This window comes from Victivallis lenta, assembly GCF_009695545.1.
Lineage (GTDB): Bacteria > Verrucomicrobiota > Lentisphaeria > Victivallales > Victivallaceae > Victivallis > Victivallis lenta.
This window is the reverse complement of the sequence record NZ_VUNS01000004.1, coordinates 202,865-223,524: the sequence shown is the minus strand read 5'-3', so window position 1 is coordinate 223,524 and position 20,660 is coordinate 202,865. Positions and strand designations below refer to the sequence as shown.

Annotated in this window: 17 protein-coding genes; 11 read left to right on the top strand and 6 right to left on the bottom strand. The window is 60.8% G+C overall.

Going from position 1 to position 20,660, the window contains the following annotated elements:
- Positions 1–2 precede the first annotated feature (2 nt).
- A complete protein-coding gene (locus FYJ85_RS06065) occupies positions 3–968 on the top strand; it encodes an NAD-dependent epimerase/dehydratase family protein (RefSeq protein WP_154417288.1) in 966 nt (321 codons plus the stop codon).
- A complete protein-coding gene (locus FYJ85_RS06060) occupies positions 968–1,540 on the top strand; it encodes a hypothetical protein (RefSeq protein WP_106054462.1) in 573 nt (190 codons plus the stop codon). Before FYJ85_RS06065 ends, FYJ85_RS06060 begins: the two co-directional genes overlap by 1 nt.
- 1,037 nt (positions 1,541–2,577) lie before the next feature.
- Here FYJ85_RS06060 and FYJ85_RS06055 read toward each other — a convergent pair.
- Positions 2,578–3,609, bottom strand: a complete 1,032-nt coding sequence (locus tag FYJ85_RS06055; RefSeq protein ID WP_158704166.1) for a lysophospholipid acyltransferase family protein — start codon at positions 3,607–3,609, stop codon at positions 2,578–2,580.
- 132 nt (positions 3,610–3,741) lie between these two features.
- Positions 3,742–4,410, bottom strand: a complete 669-nt coding sequence (locus FYJ85_RS06050) for a type II secretion system protein (protein WP_206212992.1) — start codon at positions 4,408–4,410, stop codon at positions 3,742–3,744.
- Between the two features lie 216 nt (positions 4,411–4,626).
- Between FYJ85_RS06050 and FYJ85_RS06045 the strand changes: the two genes are divergently transcribed.
- The 3 genes from FYJ85_RS06045 (at position 4,627) to rpsO (ending at position 6,209) form a co-directional block, all read left to right on the top strand.
- The gene (locus FYJ85_RS06045; protein WP_154417282.1) at positions 4,627–5,334 is read left to right on the top strand and encodes a prepilin-type N-terminal cleavage/methylation domain-containing protein; all 708 of its coding nucleotides are present in this window, start codon (positions 4,627–4,629) and stop codon (positions 5,332–5,334) included.
- A 35-nt stretch (positions 5,335–5,369) separates the two neighbouring features.
- On the top strand, positions 5,370–5,747 hold the full coding sequence (locus tag FYJ85_RS06040) for a carboxymuconolactone decarboxylase family protein (RefSeq protein ID WP_154417280.1): 378 nt from the start codon (positions 5,370–5,372) through the stop codon (positions 5,745–5,747).
- A 192-nt stretch (positions 5,748–5,939) separates the two neighbouring features.
- Positions 5,940–6,209 (top strand): 30S ribosomal protein S15, encoded by a 270-nt coding sequence (gene rpsO / locus FYJ85_RS23980; RefSeq protein ID WP_106055764.1) that lies wholly within the window; start codon positions 5,940–5,942, stop codon positions 6,207–6,209.
- Positions 6,210–6,476: 267 nt separating this feature from the next.
- On the opposite strand, the gene FYJ85_RS06030 is transcribed toward rpsO, so the two are convergent.
- Positions 6,477–7,748 (bottom strand): MGH1-like glycoside hydrolase domain-containing protein, encoded by a 1,272-nt coding sequence (locus tag FYJ85_RS06030; RefSeq protein ID WP_206212991.1) that lies wholly within the window; start codon positions 7,746–7,748, stop codon positions 6,477–6,479.
- A gap of 840 nt (positions 7,749–8,588) precedes the next feature.
- Between FYJ85_RS06030 and FYJ85_RS06025 the strand changes: the two genes are divergently transcribed.
- Positions 8,589–8,795: a hypothetical protein gene (locus tag FYJ85_RS06025; protein ID WP_154417277.1), complete on the top strand. Its 207-nt coding sequence runs from the start codon at positions 8,589–8,591 to the stop codon at positions 8,793–8,795.
- A gap of 5 nt (positions 8,796–8,800) precedes the next feature.
- Positions 8,801–9,781 carry a hypothetical protein gene (locus FYJ85_RS06020; RefSeq protein WP_154417276.1) on the top strand — a complete coding sequence of 327 codons (981 nt, stop codon included), beginning with the start codon at positions 8,801–8,803 and terminating at the stop codon, positions 9,779–9,781.
- A gap of 177 nt (positions 9,782–9,958) precedes the next feature.
- Here FYJ85_RS06020 and FYJ85_RS06015 read toward each other — a convergent pair whose 3' ends face one another.
- Genes FYJ85_RS06015 through FYJ85_RS06005 form a run of 3 tightly spaced genes read right to left on the bottom strand, consistent with a single transcriptional unit; the run spans position 9,959 to position 14,863 of the window.
- Positions 9,959–13,099, bottom strand: coding sequence for a hypothetical protein (locus FYJ85_RS06015; protein WP_154417275.1), 3,141 nt, complete (start codon positions 13,097–13,099; stop codon positions 9,959–9,961).
- A 10-nt stretch (positions 13,100–13,109) separates the two neighbouring features.
- Complete coding sequence (locus FYJ85_RS22970) at positions 13,110–13,817, bottom strand: type II secretion system protein (protein ID WP_206212990.1); 708 nt, start codon at positions 13,815–13,817, stop codon at positions 13,110–13,112.
- Positions 13,814–14,863 carry a LacI family DNA-binding transcriptional regulator gene (locus FYJ85_RS06005; protein WP_154417274.1) on the bottom strand — a complete coding sequence of 350 codons (1,050 nt, stop codon included), beginning with the start codon at positions 14,861–14,863 and terminating at the stop codon, positions 13,814–13,816. Before FYJ85_RS06005 ends, FYJ85_RS22970 begins: the two co-directional genes overlap by 4 nt.
- A 253-nt stretch (positions 14,864–15,116) precedes the next feature.
- Here FYJ85_RS06005 and FYJ85_RS06000 point away from each other — a divergent pair, with 253 nt between their 5' ends.
- The 4 genes from FYJ85_RS06000 (at position 15,117) to FYJ85_RS05985 (ending at position 20,616) form a co-directional block, all read left to right on the top strand.
- Entirely contained in the window at positions 15,117–15,452 is a 336-nt protein-coding gene (locus FYJ85_RS06000; protein WP_154417273.1) for a hypothetical protein, read from the top strand.
- A 28-nt stretch (positions 15,453–15,480) separates the two neighbouring features.
- A complete protein-coding gene (locus tag FYJ85_RS05995; protein ID WP_154417272.1) occupies positions 15,481–18,021 on the top strand; it encodes a DUF2339 domain-containing protein in 2,541 nt (846 codons plus the stop codon).
- Positions 18,011–19,378 (top strand): hypothetical protein, encoded by a 1,368-nt coding sequence (locus FYJ85_RS05990; RefSeq protein ID WP_154417271.1) that lies wholly within the window; start codon positions 18,011–18,013, stop codon positions 19,376–19,378. Before FYJ85_RS05995 ends, FYJ85_RS05990 begins: the two co-directional genes overlap by 11 nt.
- A 230-nt stretch (positions 19,379–19,608) precedes the next feature.
- Positions 19,609–20,616: a LacI family DNA-binding transcriptional regulator gene (locus FYJ85_RS05985; protein ID WP_106054477.1), complete on the top strand. Its 1,008-nt coding sequence runs from the start codon at positions 19,609–19,611 to the stop codon at positions 20,614–20,616.
- Positions 20,617–20,660: the final 44 nt, after the last annotated feature.

Here is a 20,660-nt window from a genome sequence, read left to right as displayed (position 1 = left end):
TCATGCATTATCTCATCACCGGCGGCGCCGGTTTCATCGGCGGTCACCTGACGGAGGCGCTGCTCGCCTCCGGCCATCGGGTTACGGTCATCGACAACTATTCGACCGGTTCGCCGGAGAATCTCGCCCGGGTGGCGGATCATCCGGGACTGACTCTGATCGAGGCGGATATTCTCGACTGTGCGGAGACGCTCGAAAACTGCATCGCCGCCTGCGACGTGGTCTTTCACCTCGCCGCCGCGGTCGGCGTCGAGCTGGTGGTCAGGGACCCGGTCCGCACGATCACCACGAACGTCCACGGCACCGAGAACGTCCTGAAGCTGACGGCGAAATACAACCGGCGGGTCATCGTCGCCTCGACCAGCGAGGTGTACGGCAAGTCGACCAATCCGCTGTTTTCGGAGACGGACGATCTCCTGATCGGTTCGCCGTTCCATTCGCGCTGGTCCTATGCCTGCAGCAAGCTGCTTGACGAGTTTTACGTCATGGCGTTCCACCGGTCGACCGGCATGCCCGGAACCGTGGTTCGCTTCTTCAACACGGTCGGGCCGCGCCAGACCGGCATGTACGGCATGGTCATCCCGCGCTTTGTCGGGCGGGCGTTGCGCGGGGAGCCGCTTCAGGTCTACGGCGACGGGACGCAGTCCCGCTGCTTCTGCCATGTGGCGGATGTGGTGCGGGCGCTGCAGCTGCTGGTCGGCCGCACCGAGTCCTGCGGGCAGATCTACAACATCGGCAGCCAGCGGCTGATCACGATCGAGGAGCTCGCACACCTTGTCATTGAACGCACCGGCAGCAGATCGGCCATTGAGTTCGTTCCGTATGAAAAAGCCTATGCGAAAGGCTTCGAGGACATGCAGCGCCGCATGCCGGATACCGCGGCGATTCACGCCTTGACCGGCTGGAAGCCGGAGCGGTCGCTCGAAGAGGTCATCGACGATGTGCGGGACAGCCTGAAAGGGCGTTGATGGATACGCTTGCGCATGCGGCGATCGGCGGGCTTTTCTTCAGCAGGTCCGGGGTACGTGCGGTAAAGCACCCGACCGGAAAACCGTTCTGGAGGGACTGGACATTCTGGGCCGCCGCCGGTTTCGGCAGCATGCCGGATCTGGCCAGTTTCGGGGTGCACTTCTGCGGCATGCTGTTTTCGGGGGAGCTCCGGGAGATGCTGCGGCGCTTTCTGGCGGGCGACGTCATGGCGGCGGCGCCGCCGGTGGAGATGCTGCCGCACTACGTCATCCTGAATTATCAGCTGACCCACAGTCTGGTGATTGCGCTGGCGGCGGGAGTGCTGGTCCGGCTTTTCTGGAAACCGGGTTTCCTGCCGTATCTGGCATGGCCGGTTCATATTCTCTGCGACATTCCGGTGCACGGCAGGAGCTATTTTGCGACGCCGGTTTTCTGGCCGTTGTCGGACTGGAGCTTCGACGGCTGGAGTTTCGGGAAGAACCTCTGGATCGTGGCAGGATACTGGGGCGTGATCCTCGCAGTGCTCGCCTGGCGTATAAAAAAGAGAAAAAGCGGCGTGGCCAGGACATGAAAGTAAAGGCGGCGTAAGCCGCCGTCGGCACCGGCACCCTGTCGGTCGGGTTCCAAGGGCGAAGCGCCTTGGCCGCCGGAGGCCTCTGTACGCGGAGCGGGAGAGCTACACCAGCAAAATGAAATTTTGCCGCGTAGCGTACACGGTCTGTTGCGCCGGAGGCGCATAAAGACCACGTCTGCCCCAAAGGGGCGGACATCTCCGGAATATATCACAAAGACAGCTCGCATTTTAACATCGTTTGCGGCTCCGGTCTACCATTGTTTGCCGGAGTCACCGTGGCGATAGGCCTTTTGGGTCGCTTCGCAGCCTTTGGCCGCTTTCGCTCACACCGGTCGAAGCGCCGCAACTTCGTTGCGGTCTTCTGAGCTGGAGCTTCGCCCGGGTCAGCTTGAGGCTTTGCCTCAAACTCCACCAAAGGCCTTCGCGGCCTTTGGAATCCCGCCAGGGCCGAATGGCCCTGAACCCGGTCGCGCAGGCGCTCCCTGCCGGCGTGTTGTGGCATCAGGGGTTCGCATTCAAACAATGTCTGCGATTCCGGTCAATCGTTGTTGACCGGAACTGCAAGGCGGCAGAGCCGCCGTCGGCACCGGCACCCTGCCGGTCTGGGGTTCGGGGGCGAAGCGCCCCGGCCGCCGGAGGCAACCTGCGTGCGTACCGACCAGCTCACAAACCGAATCGAAGATTCGGACGGGGAGCCCGCACGGTCTGTTGCGCGGATGCGCAAAAAGACCGCGCCCCGGAAGGGGCGCGCATCCCCCTGTCTACAACCTTGATAGCTCGCATTTTAACAATGTTTGCGGCTCCGATCAACCCTTGTTTGTCGGAATTGCAAGGCGGCAGACCCTTTGACCGCTCCACGGCGTTCGCCGCGTCGCTCACACCGGTCGAAGCGCCGCAACTTTGTTGCGGTCTTCTGAGCTGGAGCTTCGCCCGGGTCAGCTTGAGGCTTTGCCTCAAACTCCACCAAAGGCCTTCGCGGCCTTTGGAATCCCGCCAGGGCCGAATGGCCCTGAACCCGGTCGCTTCGCTCCCCCTTACGGCTGGCGGCGTTCCGCTTTCTCGGCTTTGATATCGCGGCTCGTCTTGCGGTAGAAGTGCGGCCCCACCACCTTCGAATAATAAGGATACCGCTTTTTGAGCTCTTCCGGGCAGGTCGGCTCGATGTTCTGAAAACGGCGGTAGAACCACAGATACTGGTCAGGGTAGCGCCGGATGTACTCCTCGGAGATGTTCATCAGGTCCTGAAGCACTTCCGTCTCGTCGCCGTACTCGGAGAACGGCTTCGGCAGATAGGCGGAGTGGGCATGGACCCGGCCGTCCTCGTGCCGCACGCTCGTGCCGTAGATGATGACGGCCGGAATTTCGTGGGCGATGCAGTATTTCATCAGGTGGGCCGGGGCGGTGCTGCTCGATACCGGCAGCCCGAAAAAGTTCACGAAGCTGCCGCCGTCCCGGACCCGGGTGTTCTGGTCGATCAGGGTGCCGACGCCGCGGCCGTCGCGCAGCGCTTTCGTCGCCGCCCGGATCGCTCCGCTCGAAAAAATGATTTCAAGCCCCCGGACCTTTTCCCGGTTGCCGCTGTTGATCATTTTGTTCAGATACGGGTTGCGGACCGGCTTCGCGATGGCGACCATATCGACTCCCGCATAATACGGGGCCATGACGCCGGACGCCTCCCAGCTGCCGAGGTGCGGATTCACGAAGATGATGCGCTCCTTCCGGGCGACGTGTCCCTTCAGCCGCTCCGTCACGTCGGGGGGCAGGAAATAACAGCGCTCGATCCGGTCCGGCCGGCCGTTGAGCCAGATGAATTCGGCCATGTTCAGCGCGAGGTTGTAGAGCGAGCGGCTGCCGACCCGTGCAACCTCCGTTTCGGAATATTCCGGGAAGGCGGTCCGGATGTTGGCCCGCACCAGGTTGCGGATCGACGGAATCAGGTTCATGGTTCCGCCGCAGAGCCGCGCCATGCCTTTGACGACCGGATACGGCATAAGCCGGATCGCCTGATAGGGGATCAGCACCGCCAGATAAACCAGAAAATCACGCGATCTGCCGAATGAACTCATGCCCTGCTCCTTGTGTACATGTCCTCTTTCTTGTGTGGGGAATATACACGCAAAACACATTTTTTCCAGTTTCCCGGACAAAAAAACGGCGCGGAATCAACTCCGCGCCGTCCATGTTCCGATTCGGAACAATTACTTCCAGCTGACGATATCGTCTTGTCTGTCGGTACCAGTGCCTTCCGACGCATTGGCTCCATCGTCGTTTGTTCCATTCGGTCCCAGCGAATAAATCGCAAGCTTGGTGGCCAGTTTTTGGCTGGTTTTATACGGAACTTCGATCTGGTCGTTGAATTCCACATCTATCAGGAACACATAGCGATTTCCCCAGGGATCGCGCCAGAGAAACGGCAGGTTGGCGGCATCGTCGCCGTCCTGAGTCGGGTCGTAGCCGGACTTTGGTTCAAGGAATTGAATTCGGCGCTTATTGATATTAAGCTTATCGGGATCTTTGAAAATCTGATTCTTCGGGTCGGAAAGCTCTACGATGTATTTATCATATTCGCTTGTGTTGAAATCTGTTCCACCGATTTTGATATAATTTTTACTTCCCGATGGTTTGGACATATAAGCCTTGCCGTTTTTGACCATCTGCTGATAAGTCCCTTCCATCGATTTGATGGCGGTTTCCAGTGTTTTCATATCCGCCTTGGCTTGCGTGATGCGTCCGCGCTGCTGGCCGAGAATCACGGCTGGGATCAGCAACCCGGCAAGAATGGCGATGATGGCGATGACGACCAGAAGTTCGGTCAAAGTAAATGAATGTCGCGTTTTCATAATCTTAAAGATTCCCGTATTTTTCATGATTGTTGCCGGATATCAAAATCGAAACATACGTTCCTATATGATATAGTAAGTTACTTTCGACGATTTTTCAAATGACAATCGTTTTTTTTTGCGAAAAATAGCTCTGATGACCGGAAAAGGCTTGACAAATTCTCCTTGACCTATTAGGTTAATCATCGGAGAGCCATGTGAATCCATGTTCAAATACGTATTGTCATTCAGAAGGGACGAAATATGAAACAGAAGCGTTTGAACTTCACGCTTACGGAGCTTTTGGCGGTCATTGCGATCATTGCGATTCTTGCCGGGTTACTGATCCCCGCGATCAATGGTGCGAGAGAGCGCGCCAAAGCTGCAAAATGCCTCAATAATCAGAAACAGACGACGGCATTCATCAGTGCCTATATGAATGAATCCGACCAGCATCTCATATCAGCGGATACCACCGGTAACCAGTATATCTGGGGAATTGCGCTTTATTGGCGCAAGCTGAATCAGGACCCGAACGTTCTGCGTTGCCCCTCCGTCGTCAATTACAGCAACTCCAATTCGACAAACGACGAGACCCGGATCACTTCCGACCTAAAGCAGACCTATGGTATGGTTTTTGCTTCGGCCACTGATTTGAAGGGGTTTGATTTCCGAGGAACCCGGCATCTTTATGCGGACAATTTTCAGGTGTCGCCGTCAGCTCTGGTTATGGGAGGTTGTTCTGTCACCGGCACGGATACCAAAACGGCATCGCATTTGTTGGACCTTGCTGACGGTAGTGGCGGCAAGCCGTTCTTGATTCATGGAAAGGGTACGAATTTCTTCTTCCTTGACGGGCATACGGAAACGTTGTCGGAAGGAGATTTGACCAATCAGAAGAGATATTATCCAAAGCAGAACGGCAAGGATGCCGAAAAGATCGATTCGTCTTATAAATTTGCGACGGAATAGAGGTTGTTCCGTATTTGAAAGAGGAGGAAGAGAAAATGGCGGGTGTGAAACTTTACAACAAGACCGGCGATGCGAAAGCGGTCAAGATTCAGGAAGGCATCGAGAAGAAGTTCGGGTTCGTCCCCGAAGTGTTTCAGGCGATGGGGCGGAACGGCGACTTTCTCGATCTGGCCATGCGGATCGCCGAGGCGGCCGGCAAGGGGCTCGATCCGAAAACCAAGGAGCTCATCATCATCGCGGTCAGCGCGGTCAACGGCTGTGAATACTGCCTCGACGCGCACCGTTCCGCCGCTCTTGCGGCCGGCGTGACCGACGAGGAGATTTCCGCTGCGATCGAAGTCGCCGCGTCGATCAGTCTCTACAACAACTTCAACAAGGCCATCAGCCTGAACTCCGACCTGAAGTCGAAGTAAGCGCCGGTTTTGAGAACGACGCATCCGGAAGAAACTCCGGATGCGTTTTTTCTTTTCGATTTCTGCGGTTCCGCGCTTGAAAAATGGGGCGCGGCGGGATATTTTAACAGAATCATCAACGGTTCAGGTGGTCTTTCGCTCTTTGTCCGGGCGGAACGGCTGCCGGACGCGCAACAGCGAAAGGGGATTCTTATGGACAAGGCGAAAAGAAGCGAAATCATCAGCAAGTACGGCCGCAAGGAAGGCGACACCGGTTCGCCGGAAGTTCAGATCGCGCTGCTCTCGGCTCGCATCCTCGAGCTCACCGAGCACCTGAAGGCCAATAAGAAGGATCACAGCACCCGCCGCGGCCTGCTGGCCATGGTCAGCCTGCGCAAGAAGCTGCTGGCGTTCCTGATGCGCGAAAATCTCGCGAAGTACATCGAGCTTACCGACGCGCTCGGCATCCGCCGCGCCAAATAACGGTTCGATTTCAGAAAGCTCCCGGACGTTGAAGCGCCGGGAGCTTTTTTTATTCTCTTCAGGGCCGTCCGGTTCGGAGCCGGGCAGTATATTCGGCTGACCGGATTTGACGTATAATCCGGTTGCTGCATGGAAACGCGAAAAAGCAGAAAGGATTGCAAATACCGCAGACGGTGACGAAAAGCTGCCGGCGAGGATTTTGCCATTTCTTTCAGCTCATATGAAATTCCGTTCCCGCCCGGCGGCGTGAATCGGGATGACGCATTTTCACTGCAGAAATTCGCGGGCGATCGTCACGGGAACCAGCGCTCCCCAGCCGCAGAAATCCGGCGCGGACACCTTTTTCGGACAATCATACTGTTCCGGTGAAATATTCTCCCAGATGGTGCCTGTGGAACGGTAAAGTTCCGCATATGCGGCATAGTATCTTTGCGCGTACTTTTTCGCCGCCGCTTCCCGGCCGATGTTTCGCAGGCCGCACAGCGCCACATAGTTGGTGCAGGGCCAGACGGAACCGCGCCAGTACTCCGTCTCCGGGCGGAATGCGGGGTCATCCGCCGCGAGAGCCGGGAAAGGCACCTTCCGGTTGAATTTTGCCGGGTCGGCAAGCGCCGCCGCCACAATTTCCGCCCGTTCCGGGGGGACGATTCCGGCAAACATCGGCCAGAATCCTCCGGCATGAAAACGCGGAATCACGGAACCCTGATAAAAATCGAAATAGAAACCAAGTTTTTCATCGAAACACTTTTCGTTGATGATTTCTCCGAGTTCCCTGTGCTCTTCCAGCCAGGCGGCTTCGCTTTTGCGGTCCTCGAGGGCTGCTGCGATCCGGCTCAGATTCAGAGCGTCGAAGGCCATCTGGGAACTCATGTCGACCCAGCCCATCTGGCGGTTCCATTGATAAAGCGGGTTGTCGCGGATCAGGGAAAAGTACTCCTGTCCTTTTCGGCAGACCATGGAACTTTCCAGCTTGATCCCGTCTGTGATATCGTACCGGGCATTGACCGGAAAACGCGGTAAATCGTCCATTCCGCAACCGAGTGCGTCCCCGAAGTACAGACCGTCGGGACGCCGCCAGTTCCGGCGATTGAATTCATGCAGCTTTTTCAGGGAAGGATATACCTTCCTCAACCGTTCCGTTCCGGTCAGCCCGTTTTCGTGGAGCGAAACCTCCGCCCAGCTCAGGAGCGGAGGCGCAAAGGAGACCGGATGTTTTTTCGACCAGAATGCCTCTCCGTCGCTTGTATACTCCCGGCAGATGAAACCGTCCTCTTCCTGCAGGTCATAAAAATTGTCGAGGGAATCCGTAACGGGAAAGCGTTCCATGGCATATTTCGCCCATTGGACGCAGAAAGCGGTATCCCACAGAAAGAGACCGGTAAAGTTGCCGCCCGTCGGCAGATGTTTTTTCAACTTTCCGGAAGGGGACTGGCCGCTGCGGCTGTATTCGAGCTGTTTCTGTTTTTTCTCGGCGATGCGGAACGCGGCTTCTTCAAACTCTTTCTGGAATTCGCGGGAAAAGTAATCTGCGTTTGTCATCTGAAATCTTTCCAAACTGAAATAGGTGGCCGCCATTTTGACGTTTGGATAATATAGCACGTATTCTCGATGACGCAATCCGGCTCGCGGGCTTGAACTGTCGTTATGGAAACAGGCATTCGGGGGGGCAGGCCCGCTCGCTCCTGGCGGGATTTCAGAGGGGGCGGGACCGGGCGGCCGCTGCGGGCGGAACGGTGCGGGGACACGAAACGGGGAAAATAGCCGGAAGCGATTTGCAAATGGCAAGTTCAGCAGTTAAATTATTGAAAAGCATGATTCAAGACCGGGAGGCATTATCGACAGCAAGTAAATTTTGATCTGAAAACCGTATATTTTTTTCTTGTTCATTTTCTGTCCTCGAAATCCGGCAAAATTTCCTATGTCATGTGAAGTGAACAAGGGTGTCCTTTGGGGCACCCTTGTGCATATCATGACAGGGCGCTTGCCGGTGCCTCGAGGACTATGCAGGAGGGTTGCCCCTCTTTTTATTCTCGGAGGTACAGCGGAACCATGTTGACTGTTTTTTACGGATTGATCGCCGCCCGGCGCGTAAATATATTGCGCCGCGAGAGCTGCCGTGTCTCCTGCGGGCGCATTCACCCCTGCTTTATGATTCGCCCCCCCGGAATCGAAACGGCGGTGCAGACGCCGATCCGGAACGAACCCCATATTGAGCAGCGAAAGAGAAAATGACGTTTTCGGGTTGAAATCATGAACCGGTCGGAGCTGAAGTATTTACACGTGCGAATGATCTGCGGACCCGCAGCACAAAATCGATCGACCGATGAAACATTCCACGGAGAGATCGAAAAAACGCTCGTTTCCGTCAAAGAGTCCGGCATGATCGACGCACTTCGCAGCATGATCGACACCATGCAGCGGCAGGGGGAATTCTTCGTCGCCGCGCTGGTGGTGGTCCAGATCGAGGGCGACCCGGATACGGACCTGAGGCAATTTGACTACCGCGCCGGAAACTATACCGGGCTTGTCACCGGCTCTGGCCGGTATCAGGCCGCAAACCATATCATCGAACTGTTGAGGATCTGAACCGCATGAAAAAGCTCTGTCGCATCGCACTGTCGGCAATTACCGCCACGCTCGCCGTCACCACAATCATGTATGCAAACAAGCTCGCGAAAAGGACATTCGGGGGCGAGGAGATCGTCAGGGAAGATCTGCAATACGACGTGTTCCGGCAGATCGTCAGCCAGAGCGACGATTATGACACTCTGCGGGTGGACGCCGCCGGGGCGATTACCGGCATGGATTCCGTTTTCATCGTTTCCATGGTTGAGGATGCGGACGAAGAGACCGCGATCGTCCGCTCCGAGGCCGGCCCGGAGGGATTCGCGGTTGAAAAGGCGGCGCTCCGGGCCCTGCTGCCGATGCAGGCGGATGCAGAAGAGCTGTACATCCTGTATCCGTACCGGGTCAACGGATGGTTTTTATCCGAAGAGGAGCTTGCCGGGACCTGTCCGCTGCTGTATGCTTATCTGCTGGAGCACAAGGACAGGCTCGCTGCCCGCAGCAATGTCAGGGCGTGGTATGCCTGGTATAATGTGCTCGGCACATCTGTCCCGACCATCCCGGCGGAGATCCGGGAGATATCCGACATCCGGGCGGCGATGGATGAACTCACCTGCCAGAAGGATGTGGAGCACTGGTTCGCAAACGTGTATACGGGCCGCCGCCGGCTGGATGCCGGCACCGAGCGCCGGGTCGAAACCGGATGCGGCACTATGGACATCACGGAAGCGTATATCGAAGGGAATTACGCGCGATACACGATACGCCTGCGCTGCGACATGGGGCAGCTTGTCGGCAACACCTGCGAAAAGCTCGAATACGAAGCATCGCGTATCGCCGCCGCCTGCGTCCGCCGGCAGTGGAACGGTGACCGGGACGGCGCGCTCGCCGCCCGCCGGCAGCTCTGCGGAGTGATGCAGGAGCTGCTCGCATTCGGCTACGAGTGCCGCAACCGGCCCTCGTGGGTCACGTCGGAGATCATCATACAGAACGAGCAGGGATTATGAATTTCCCCCGGACGATTCCTTTGATGTCCCCGCCGGGCCGGTCAAGCCATCGGCAATGCCGGTGATCCGGCAAACGATTTTCAGAACCAGTACATCCTTCGTTGTATTCCGGGAAGCAAAAACGGAGGACCCGCCTCCGGGAAACTCGGAAGCGGGTCCGGCTGAGGCGGCCTGCGGTTAAAACGTCCAGCGGAGCGTATGGCGGCCGGGCGGCAGAACCTGTCCGCTCCCGGGGCCGCTGCGCGGTTTCGCAGTCAGCTCGAAGGCGGGCGTAAACGGTTCCGCCGATTCGAATTCCGCTTCCACCGTTCTGGCCGCTTCGTCCCAGTCGAACCGGAGCAGCTTTGCCCGGCCCTGGTCCGAGAGCCGGACCGGGGAGGTGCCGCCGAAGTACAGCGCATAGAATCCGGCATTCTCGGCCGCCATGCGCGGATCGGGGGCCAGCATCTTCTGGGCTTCGAGCTCCCGGCGGACCGTTTCCGGCTTCTCCCCGAGCAGCAGCCGCAGGTAGAGGTGCGGCGCGATGTTCGCGTCGTGCCAGTTGCGGTGGCCCGGGTGCCGCTTGCGCCAGTTGTCGAGCTTTTGTTCGACATAGGTGTATTCGAAGAAACGCCAGAACTCCTCGCCGTTGCCCGCCAGCAGCATCGCGTAGAAACACGGATAACTGCCGATCCAGGCCAGAGACAGCGCGATTTCGCTGTTGATGTGGTTCGGGTTGCCGCCGCGGGCGCTCATGACCTCGAACCCGAAGTGTTCCGAAAAGCCGATGCCGATGCTCCGGTACTCCTCCCTCGGCACTCCGGGGCGGCGGTAGCCGGGCGCCTTCCACTTCTGGGTGTCGGCCAGCGCATAGCGGGCGAGCAGCATCGCGGCGGCGGCCTCGTCGTCGCCCTTCCCGAGCGTTTTCGCCATGCGGAGGAGTCCGGCGACGCCCTCGTAGGAGATGACATCCATATCGATCGCCGAGGCGGCGGTGTGCTCGCGGCAGCCGGACTGCATCATCGTCCAGTCGTGCGACAGGTAGAAGAAGAGCGGAAAGCGGCGGATCGTCTCCCAGTTCTCGTCGATCGTCCGCCAGTCCCCCGTGAAACGGGCGTAGTTCGCCAGCCCCGAGAGCGCCCCGCCGATGCCGGAATTCGGGTCGCCGAGGATCTCGTTCGCCCGGTCGGTCCACGCGAACGAGACCGGGTAGCGCCGGCTGCTGAACGGCTCGGTCCTGGCATACCACGGCCGCGGGCCGAGCACGAATCCGACGTCGTGTTTCCAGGCGGCGGCGATCGCGTCGCGCTGCTCCGGCGTAAAGAGGCTCTGCGCGAGACTGCTGGAGGCGTACATCCACCAGCAGGAGAGCGAATCGCCTTTTCCGCGCGGCTTCGGCTCGCCGCCGATGTGCCGGGCGACGGCCTCCGCGACCCGCGCCGCCTCCGCATTGCCGGCCGGGCGCGGGTAGAGCGTGTTGTCGGCCGGCGGCAGCGGCAGGGCATAGCGCCCGCGCTTCTGCTTCGAAAGCCTCCAGACCCGGTACGGGCCGTATTTCGTATCGAGTCCGAACGGTTCCGGCTCCCCGGCCGGGAACGTGACCGGATATCCCTCGTCCGCTCCGAAGGCGGCCAGCGGCGGGCAGGGCAGGAACGGTTCGCCGCTCTCCCCCCATGCGTTGCTCCAGGCCAGATGGCGGAACGATTCGGCGAAATCGACCCGGTCGCCGTCAACCCGGAATTTCATCTCGCTCTGGAGCGGATAGCAGCGCAGCAGAGACGCGAGCCGCCGCGAAACGGTCGCAAGGCGACGGGTTTCGGCGTCGCCGGCGCCGGGTTTCCCGGTGAACGGACGGTAACCGGCGGGCGTACCGAAGCCGACCCAGCCGCGCGGCCGGCCGAACAGGAAGCCGAGCGTGCCGCCGTCGGCGACGGCCTTCTGCGGCTTCTCCTCGAAGGCCAGCAGAACCGGCAGTTCCGGACGTTTTTCGAAACTGACGACGGCCCACCCCTCCGAAAGCGCGGTGAGATCGGCTTCGGCCGCTTTGCTCCAGACCATCGCGCCGTTCCTGCCGGGGAACAGCAGATACGGGGCGCCGAGGTCCGATTCCGGCTTCAGGGTCAGGACCGCATCCTGCGAATGGATCAGGAAGCCCGGCGCGAGAATGCTCGCCACATAGCGCTCCGGCAGGCGGCTCGCGTCGAACTCCCCGAATGCGCGGCTAGCGACCTTGTTCTCCTTCACGCCGGGGAACCTTTTGAGCTGCGTGACGACCATGTGGTCGCTGCCGACATCGACCCGGCGCCACGCGGTCCGCTGCGCGCCGCCGTTGCCGACGGCGAGTTTCAGGTGAGCGCCGTCGGAGGTCTGGTAGAAGAAGGCGTCGTTTTCGAGATTGACGGTCAGCAGCCCGTTGCCGGCGTGGTAGCCGAAGCGGCCGAAGCCGTCGGCCGGGATGCCGTTCCGCCAGCCGTCCGGCCCGGCCGAAAAATCCGGCATCGGGAAGCGTTCCGCGAATCCGGCAGCGCGCCTGGCCGGAAGCGGCGCGCACTTCAGCGATACGCCGCCGGCCGGGGGATGTGGAAATGAGAGTTCAAGCAGATGGAGATTTTCCGGCGCAAGCGGTGTCTGGGGTTCCTCCGGGCAGCTGAATTCGCTCCAGAGGAGCTCGACCCGGTTGACCCCCGCCGCGAGTTTCGGCAGCGGCCGGGTCCAGACGATATCGCTGCGGAAGCGGTAGGCCGTTGCCGCCAGTTCCGCACCTTCGACCTCGGCCGGAACGGTGATTTCGATTGCGGCTCCGACCGAATCGGTCCACTCCTCCCCGAGTGGGCAGGAGAGGACGGCGCGGCCCGGAACCGCCAGCTTGATTGCGCCGTGCCGGTTGACGCGGGTTTCGATCGAGGCGACCTTGAATTCGAGCGATTTCACCGGGTCGCTGCCGAGGATGAGCAGATCGGCCGGGACGGACGGCGCTTTGCCGTTCGGCGCGATCCGGGCCGCCCTGAGTTCGAGCGTCCGTGCCGGGCCGCCGTTTACTTTGTATTCGACGGTTTTCGGCAGCGCCCAGTCGCCCCAGCCGACGCGCGGGATTGCGAGCCTCGGCAGCCGGACCGGTTCCGGAAAGTCGATGCGGAAGTGAAACTTTTCCACCGCGCCGACAGAGAGGTCGCCGATCTGCGGCGAGACGATCCGATCCGGCTCTTTGATTCCGGAACCGAGGTCGGTGACGGCCGCCTCCGGCAGCGGATGAAGCGAATAAAGCAGCTCCGGCGCGGCGGCGGGCGCGGCGAGCGCAAGGAAAAGGAGCGCGAAGGAGAGGGAAAACGGGATGTTCATGACTTTCCTTTCAGTTCCAGACGGTTGCATTGGCCGAATCGTAGCGCCACGGTTCCCCGGTGGCGCGGTATTCGAAGAGAAGCCGCCCCGGCACCGACTGCACGTGTCCGTCCAGGAACGTCGCGTTGACCCGGTCGCTGTGGCGCGGGTCGGCGGCATTTTTGCTGGCCGGGTCGATGCCGTGGCTGAACAGGAAGTCGAGCCCCCACCAGTCGCCCTTGTTGCCGTCGAGGATATGAAGCCTTGCGGAAGGAACCGGGATGCCGCCCGCCTTGAACGCCTTCTCCGTCCAGCCGGAACCTGTGAAGAAGTTGTTGTGGTGCAGCGCATAGCTGAGTCCCTGCTTTTCGCCGTTTGCGGGCGGCACCCGGTTGGCCGGGCAGAGGAAAATCTTGTGCTTGAACCAGTCCTCGTCGGTGAATGCGCCGTTGATGCCGAGGTACCGCTTGATGAAATTCGGCCAGAAACGTGTGCAGTCCTGCCAGTTCGGACGGGATTGCGTCCAGTTCGTATGGCGCGAACGGAGCAGAAAGTCATTGTTGTCGCCCGCGTACATGGCTGCGGCGTGGGCGATCTGCTTCAGGTTGCCGGCGCATCCCGAACTGTGCGCCCGCGCCCGCGCCTGGTTCAGCGCCGGCAGCAGCATGGAGGCCAGAATGGCAATGATCGCGATGACGACGAGAAGTTCGATCAGAGTGAAGGCAGCGGATTTTCTCATTTGGTTTCCTCCCTGACAGGCTTTGCATGGATGTGGCATGGACCGGTACTTTCACGGATATTCAGCGCGTAATCGAGCTGAAGCTGCCGCTCCGCGGGCTGTCCGCGCAGCAGCCGGAACAGGAGCTCGACCGCCTTGAATCCCATCTGGCGGGTCGGCTGGGCGATCACGGTGACCGGCGTCGGCAGGTATTGCAGCTCATTGCTCTCTTCGAAGGAGATGATCGAAAAATCACCGGGCGGCCGCAGCCCGAGCCGATGGAGCTCCGCCAGCAGCTTCTGGGTCATGAAGCTGTTGGTCGAGAAGAGGGCGGTCGGCCGCTCCGGGAGACGGGCGAATTCGAGCGCGGCCAGTGTGGCGGAGTCGCCGAGGTCGCGGAACTCCTTTGTCCAGATCCGTTCGGGGCGGCCGCCGGCTTCGCGGATGGCCTCCGAAAATCCGGTCAGGCGCTGGCGCTGGCTGATGTCGTAGTGGGACATGCCGATAAAACCGAACCGGCGGTGGCCGAGGCTCCAGAGGTAGGTCGCCGCGTCGCGCCCGGCGGCCGGGTCGTCGACGAAAATGCAGCAGCGCGACTCGCTGCCGTTCAGATTCCCGATCGAGACGATCGGAATGCCGAAGCTGTTGAGTTCTCGCGACACCCGGTAGGAGGTGTCGAACTCCGGGATGATCAGCCCTTTCAGGCGGTAGGCGCGGATGCAGTTGCGGAAAAAATCGGCGTTCATCTGCTCCGGTTTGCGGGTGATGAGCTGCGCGACGAATCCCTCCGTAGTCAGCGACTCCATGATCGCCGTCAGGAGTGTGCTGTTGTAGCTGGTATTCAGAAAGTCGGTGTAGGAGGCCATTGCGATGCCGATGCACTCCGGCGCGCGGACCGCGGCGGCCGCCTGCGAAGCTTCGCGGTCGATCTCGGAGACGATGCGGCGCACCGATTCGACCGTCGCGGCGCGGTGGCCGCTTTTTCCGTTCAGGATTCGTGAAACGGTCGCCGTGCTGACCTTGGCGCGTTCGGCGACCTGCCGGATGGTTGCGTTTGTCAAAACCATGGATCTCTCCGTTGTTGCGTTTGTTATTATTATGATCGAAATGGAACGGGAAAGCAATTTCGCCGTTAAAAAAAGATACAGAAAAATGATTCCGGGAGTGGTCAAGTTTGATTAAATTGTTACTCGCGAACAGATTGTGGATTGTATACTTTTGTAACTCCGGAAAAGGCGGATTTCCGGCTTGATTTTCGCCGGGAACCGTGGTACGTTCTTATCGGAACGAACCGGGAGGACGGGGCGATGAAAATCAGAATTGCGGAACTGCTGCGGCCGTCCGGCGCCGGAGTACCAGAAAGCCGTTCTGCCGCTGCTCGAAGCCGAATTCGACCTGTTTCCGAATCTGAAGGCGGTCATGCTGATGGAGGATGTCGTGAAGAAAATGTTCAACCGGATCGCTAAGAAACGGAGCGGCCGGAACGTCATACCCTCCGGATCGACTTATAAACTGCGCGGCGGCGCTTTTTATTTCGGAGATGTCCGGGTGTTCCCGTCCTGCATCATGACCGGCGGGAATCTGCTGATCGAAAGGTCGAAGTTCGAAATGGCATCCGCGGATATCGCCCGGATGCCGGCACTGCTCAAGGCGTAATGCGGCATGTACGCGGAAAGGCGGAAAAATGGAGATCATGATCCTGATTGCGGTCCTGTGCTTCCTCTGCGTTTTTATTCTTCTGATTGCGAATCTGGCCGCGCTGGCCAACTGCTGCGGCAAGCTGAGAAGCCTGAATCGACGGCTGGACCGGTTTGAACTGCAGTGGCTGCTTCACCCGCCCCCGCCCGCCCCGCCGCCGGAACGGCGGCAGCCGGAGCCGGGAGTGCAGAAACCGTCCGCCGGTCCGCCGCTGTCCCTTTCGGAGCCTGCCGGGCCGGTTGCGGCGATGAATCCGGACACGGCTCCTGCGCCGGAACTGCCGCCGGCCGTTCCGGAGACGCCCGCGGCCGGGCGGGCCGGAAAGTTCGCCGCCGCGCTGGCGGCCGAATCGGCGCCGAAGCCGTTTCCCGCCGCCCCGGTTCCGTCGCCTCGGCCGATGCCTTCGCCGTTGTTCTCCGCAAAAGAGGAGCCGGTGCCGCCGCTGCCCGAATTCGATCGGAAGGCGCAGGAGGCGCTGCAGAAGATCTGGAACTGGATCAGCGTCGGCGAGGAGTACCGGCCGGGCAAGGTCGCGGTCGAATACGCGGTCGCAACGGTCTGGCTCGTCCGCAGCGCCGTGCTGCTGCTGCTGATCGGCATCGGTTTCTTCGTCAAATATTCGCACGACAACAACCTGTTCCCGCCCCAGTTGCGCATCGCGGGCGTCATCCTGCTCGGGCTGGCGGTCATCGCGGCGGGCTGCCGGCTCTCCCGGAATCCCCGCTACCGGCTGCTCGGCTTCGGGCTGGCCGGGATCGGCGTCGTCACGCTCTACTTTTCGATTTTCGCTTCGGCTTCGATTTACCGGTTCCTGCCGAACACGGCGGCGTTTCCGCTCATGATCCTGATCACCGTGGCCGGGGCGCTGCTCTCGCTGCGGCTGAACTCGCTCTTTGTGGCGCTTGCGGCAGTGCTTGGCGGCTACGCGACGCCGGTCCTGCTCTCGACCGGGGCGAAACAGCTGCCGGAACTCTTCGGCTATCTGCTGATGATCGGGGCGGGTTCGCTGTTCCTCGCCTTCTACCGCAACTGGAGACTGCTGAATTTCGTCGCATTTGCTTCGAACGGCGCGCTCTTCTGCGGAGCGGTCTGGAAATTCTACGATCCGCAGCTCCCCGCCGACTGGCGGGCCGTCGTCGGCTTCGGCAGCGGGTTCTTCGTCCTCTTCAGCGTGCTGCCGTTGCTCTACTCGCTGCTGCACCGCCTGAAGATCACGCTTCTTGAAACCCTGCTGCTGGCGGTCAACACGGCAGGTTTCCTGTGGATTGCGGTCCGGTCGACGCAGCAGGCGTTCCCGGGGATGCGTTACGAGGCGGGCGTCACGGTTTTCGCGGCGCTCGTCTTCGCGGCCGAATTCCTGATCTGTGTGCGTTGCCGGGTGCGTGACCGCAATCTGTATTTGAGTTTGCTGACCTTCTCGTCTCTCGCGGTCGCGCTGACCGTGCCGCTGCTTTTCTCCGCTAGCTGGATCACGGCGGCATGGGCGATTCAGGCAGCGCTGATGCTCTATCTCGGAGTCCGTTCCGGCAGCCGCTTCCTGCAGCTGTTGGCGTCGGTTCTCTATGTGGTGGCGGGGGGCTACGCGGCAGCGCTGCTCGGGGGAGGCGGCGCATATGTCTCCTATCTGGCCGGCCTGACCGACCGCCTTGTTTCGCTCGGCACTTTTTCGCTCTCGCTCGTCGCCGGCTGTTTCGTCATGAGGCGGGGCTCCGGCAGCCCGCCGTCGGAGGCGGTGACGGCGAACGAACCGTCCGTGTTCGGAGAATGGAAGAGCACGGCCTTCGCCTGCCTCTTTTTCTGGGGGGCGGCCGTCTCCGTCTTCCTGCTCTGCCGGATCGAGATCGGGAAGCTTCCGGACGTGGTTCCGACGCTGCGGCTGCTGCTCTGCGCCGTGCTCTACCTCGGCACGCTTGCATTCCTGCTTCGGCAGGACCGGTTCTGCGCCACCTCCGCCATACGCCGCATCATGGCCGTGGCGATGATCGCTTCCGGCTGCGACCTCGCGCGCCTCGCCCTGACCGCCCGGTATGCGGACTACCCGGCGCTGGCCGGGTTCCGGCTGGCCGGATTCCTGATCTTCAGCGCCGGTGCGGCGGCTGTCGCCCTCGTGCTGCGGAACCGTCACTCCCGGGAGAGCATGGCCGAGCTGTTCGGCAGCTTCGCCGGGGCGGTCTGGTTCGTTTACAGCAGCGCCGAGCTTTACCGGGCGTTGAATCTGTATCTGCCGGAGTTCGCGACGGGCGGGCTCTCGGTGCTTTGGGCGGTCTATGCGCTGGCGCTGCTGGCCGGCGGCATCCGTTACCGGAAAAAGCCGCTGCGGATGACCGGGCTCGCACTCTTCGGCGTGGTGGCGGCCAAGGCGATTTTTCTCGACCTCGCCCGGCTGCCGTCGCTTTACCGGGTGCTCGCCTTCCTGGCGATGGGGCTGTTGTTTTTCATCGGCGCTTTCGCCTATATGCGCGTGGAACAGTTGTTCCGGCCGCACGACGGGGAGCCGGAGAGGGGAGGCGGCGGTCATGAAGCGTAGCATTTGGTCGGCGGTGCTCTCGGCGGCGCTGTTTCCGGCATTGTTTCCGGCGCTGCCGCTGACGGCGGCGGAGCCGGAGGATTTCCGGTATTTCGAGGAACTCGTGCCGCCGGCTACGATCTCTCCGGAGCGGTTGAACTCGGTCCGGCTGAATGCGGACGTTCTTTCGGCGATTGCGTCGCCCGACGACCTGCGGCTCTTCTCCGCGGACGGGCGGGAACTGCCGTTCAAGCGCGAGCCGGTGTTCACTTCGCGGGAGCTTTTCCGGTCGAATCCGGTCCGGAGCCGGGTCGAATCGTTCGATGTGGAGAGCGGCCGGGCGGTCCTCGTCGTCGAGGTCGGCGTGCCGGGGGAGAACGGGGCGGTCCTGAACCATGTGGCGATCCGCACAGGGGAGCAGAACTTCGAGAAACGGGTTTCGATCAGCGGCCTGGACGATATCAGCTGGAGGCCGCTGGCCGATCATCTGCCGTTCTTCGACCGGAACCCGCGGTTTGCGATCGGCAGGAAAGAGTTCTCCATTCCCGAGGGACGTTACCGGAAGCTCAGAATCGAAATCGACAATTACGGCGAGGATTATGTCTCCCCCCTGCGGAAGCTCACGGCCGGGGATGATCCGGCCGTCCGCCGGGAAGAGCGGGAGGTCCTGTTCCGCGAATTGAAGATCGACGGCGTGGAGCTGAGCCGCTCGGTTTTCGACCGGGTGTCCGTTTCGCCCGTGCTGGCGCGGTATACGCCTGAAATCCGCAGTGTCGTGGTCGACCGCGGCAGAAAGACGACCGTGATCGAATTCGACTGCGGCAACCTGCCGCTGGCCTCCCTCACGCTGACGACCCGGAGCACGAATTTCAGCCGGAAGGCGGTGCTGACCGAGGAGGATGAGAATTACACGCGCCCGTGTCAGTTCGAAGATGTTTCGCTGCCCGGGTTCCGATGGAGCGCCATGAGTGTTCCGCTCGACGGCGGGCGGCGGCTCGGCATCTGCAGACTGACCATCCGGGACGGCGACAATGCGCCGCTTGAGCAGCCGGCGCTGACGGCGGAGTACCTGGTCTACCGGTTGATGACCTGGCCGAAGGATATTCCGGCCCGGCTTTGTTTCGGCGGCGACGGCGTCCCTCCCGGGGAGTACGATCTGCCGGCCACCCTTGCGTCGATCGATTCGGCCAGGCTGGGCTTCAACGAGTTCCGGGCCGGAATCCGGAAGACGAATCCCGACTGTCGCGCCGGGGGATTTCCGGACCGGCTGGATCTGCGCTGGATTTTTTTCAGCGTGATCGGCATCCTCGTCCTGACGCTCGTGATCTTCATCGCCAGGAATTTTTCGAAGATCGGGGAGGAGGGGCCGGACGAGTAGGCCGTGCGCGCCTGTGTTTGTCCGCCGGCGGCCGAACCGTATCCGTCCCGTCTGTCCTGTCCGCCAAGTCCATTTGATTCGTCAGATCGATGGCATTCATTTTCAACGGCTTATTATTTACGTAAATAAAAGTTGGAAAATTTTCCGTTTCCCTCTTGACAAACGTTGGAAAGTTTGTCATAATTATTTACGAAAATAAAGATCGCAACGAAAACGGAAGGGATCATCCGATGCGGAGAAGCCAGGGAGTCAACATCACACGGATCGCAAGGGAAGCGGGACTTTCGATTGCGAGCGTGTCGCGGGCGATGAACGGCCGCAACGGCGTGAGCGAGGACGTCCGCCGCCGCGTCAACGAGCTTCTGCGCAAGCACAATTACATCGGGAACAACCACCTGAACCGGGAGAAGCGCATTGCGATCCTGCAGAACAGTTGCAGCTTCGGCGGCTACCAGACCGAGCTCTACTACGGCTTCACGGACGCCGCGGCCGAGCACGGCATCGACTTCTGCTCCGTGATCCGGGCATGCAATGACAGGCGCACGCTGCTTGAGGAGATCCGCGAGCTTCAGTGTTCCGGCGTGATCGTCATTCTGCCGGCCCAGTTCGAGAGCGATTTACCCTCTCTCATCGATTCCGAACTCAAGGTGATCCTGATCGACAGCACTCCTTCGCCGCTCGAGGGCGAGGTCGGGTTCGTCGATCACGACGCGTACGCGGGTTCGCTCGAAGCGGTGCGCCATCTGACCGGTCTCGGCCACCGCGCGATCGGCTACGTGCGCCACCCGTCCCGGACGCTGAACCATCTTCAGCGTTACAAGGCCTACGAGGACGGGCTCCGCGAGGTGGGAATCGTGCCGGAGCCGGGCTGGGTCATCCAGCCCGGCGGTTCCTGCGAGAAGATCCGCGGCGCGACGAAGGAGCTGCTCTCGTCGCATCCGGAGCTGACCGCGCTGATGGTTACGAGCGACGAGGTTGCCCCCGGCGCCATGCGGGCCGCCTGGGAACTCGGGAAGCGGATTCCGGACGACCTGTCGCTCGTCGGCTTCGACGATCTGCCGCAGAGCTGCTGCTTCGTCCCGTCCCTGACCACGGTACGCCACCCGATCTACGACATCGCCTCGAAGGCGATCCGGGAGCTCGACCTGTGCCTGAAGGATCCCGGGCGGCCGCTGCCGCGCGAGGTGTTCCCGGCGCCGCTCGTCGTCCGGGAAAGCACGGGCAAAGCGCCCCGGTAGCCGTCTCTCCGAATAAACCGTAAAATCGACAAACCCAGGAGAAT

What these genes read in the sequence shown, in the direction of transcription:
- FYJ85_RS05985 (WP_106054477.1), top strand. Translation starts at nt 19,609, where the DNA reads ATGCGGAGAAGCCAGGGAGTCAACATCACACGGATCGCAAGGGAAGCG.
- FYJ85_RS22970 (WP_206212990.1), bottom strand. Translation starts at nt 13,817, where the DNA reads ATGAGAAAATCCGCTGCCTTCACTCTGATCGAACTTCTCGTCGTCATC.
- FYJ85_RS06020 (WP_154417276.1), top strand. Translation starts at nt 8,801, where the DNA reads ATGAAAAAGCTCTGTCGCATCGCACTGTCGGCAATTACCGCCACGCTC.
- FYJ85_RS05990 (WP_154417271.1), top strand. Translation starts at nt 18,011, where the DNA reads ATGAAGCGTAGCATTTGGTCGGCGGTGCTCTCGGCGGCGCTGTTTCCG.
- FYJ85_RS06040 (WP_154417280.1), top strand. Translation starts at nt 5,370, where the DNA reads ATGGCGGGTGTGAAACTTTACAACAAGACCGGCGATGCGAAAGCGGTC.
- FYJ85_RS06005 (WP_154417274.1), bottom strand. Translation starts at nt 14,863, where the DNA reads ATGGTTTTGACAAACGCAACCATCCGGCAGGTCGCCGAACGCGCCAAG.
- FYJ85_RS06015 (WP_154417275.1), bottom strand. Translation starts at nt 13,099, where the DNA reads ATGAACATCCCGTTTTCCCTCTCCTTCGCGCTCCTTTTCCTTGCGCTC.
- FYJ85_RS06025 (WP_154417277.1), top strand. Translation starts at nt 8,589, where the DNA reads ATGATCGACGCACTTCGCAGCATGATCGACACCATGCAGCGGCAGGGG.
- FYJ85_RS06050 (WP_206212992.1), bottom strand. Translation starts at nt 4,410, where the DNA reads ATGAAAAATACGGGAATCTTTAAGATTATGAAAACGCGACATTCATTT.
- FYJ85_RS06065 (WP_154417288.1), top strand. Translation starts at nt 3, where the DNA reads ATGCATTATCTCATCACCGGCGGCGCCGGTTTCATCGGCGGTCACCTG.
- FYJ85_RS06055 (WP_158704166.1), bottom strand. Translation starts at nt 3,609, where the DNA reads ATGAGTTCATTCGGCAGATCGCGTGATTTTCTGGTTTATCTGGCGGTG.
- rpsO (WP_106055764.1), top strand. Translation starts at nt 5,940, where the DNA reads ATGGACAAGGCGAAAAGAAGCGAAATCATCAGCAAGTACGGCCGCAAG.
- FYJ85_RS06060 (WP_106054462.1), top strand. Translation starts at nt 968, where the DNA reads ATGGATACGCTTGCGCATGCGGCGATCGGCGGGCTTTTCTTCAGCAGG.
- FYJ85_RS05995 (WP_154417272.1), top strand. Translation starts at nt 15,481, where the DNA reads ATGGAGATCATGATCCTGATTGCGGTCCTGTGCTTCCTCTGCGTTTTT.
- FYJ85_RS06045 (WP_154417282.1), top strand. Translation starts at nt 4,627, where the DNA reads ATGAAACAGAAGCGTTTGAACTTCACGCTTACGGAGCTTTTGGCGGTC.
- FYJ85_RS06030 (WP_206212991.1), bottom strand. Translation starts at nt 7,748, where the DNA reads ATGACAAACGCAGATTACTTTTCCCGCGAATTCCAGAAAGAGTTTGAA.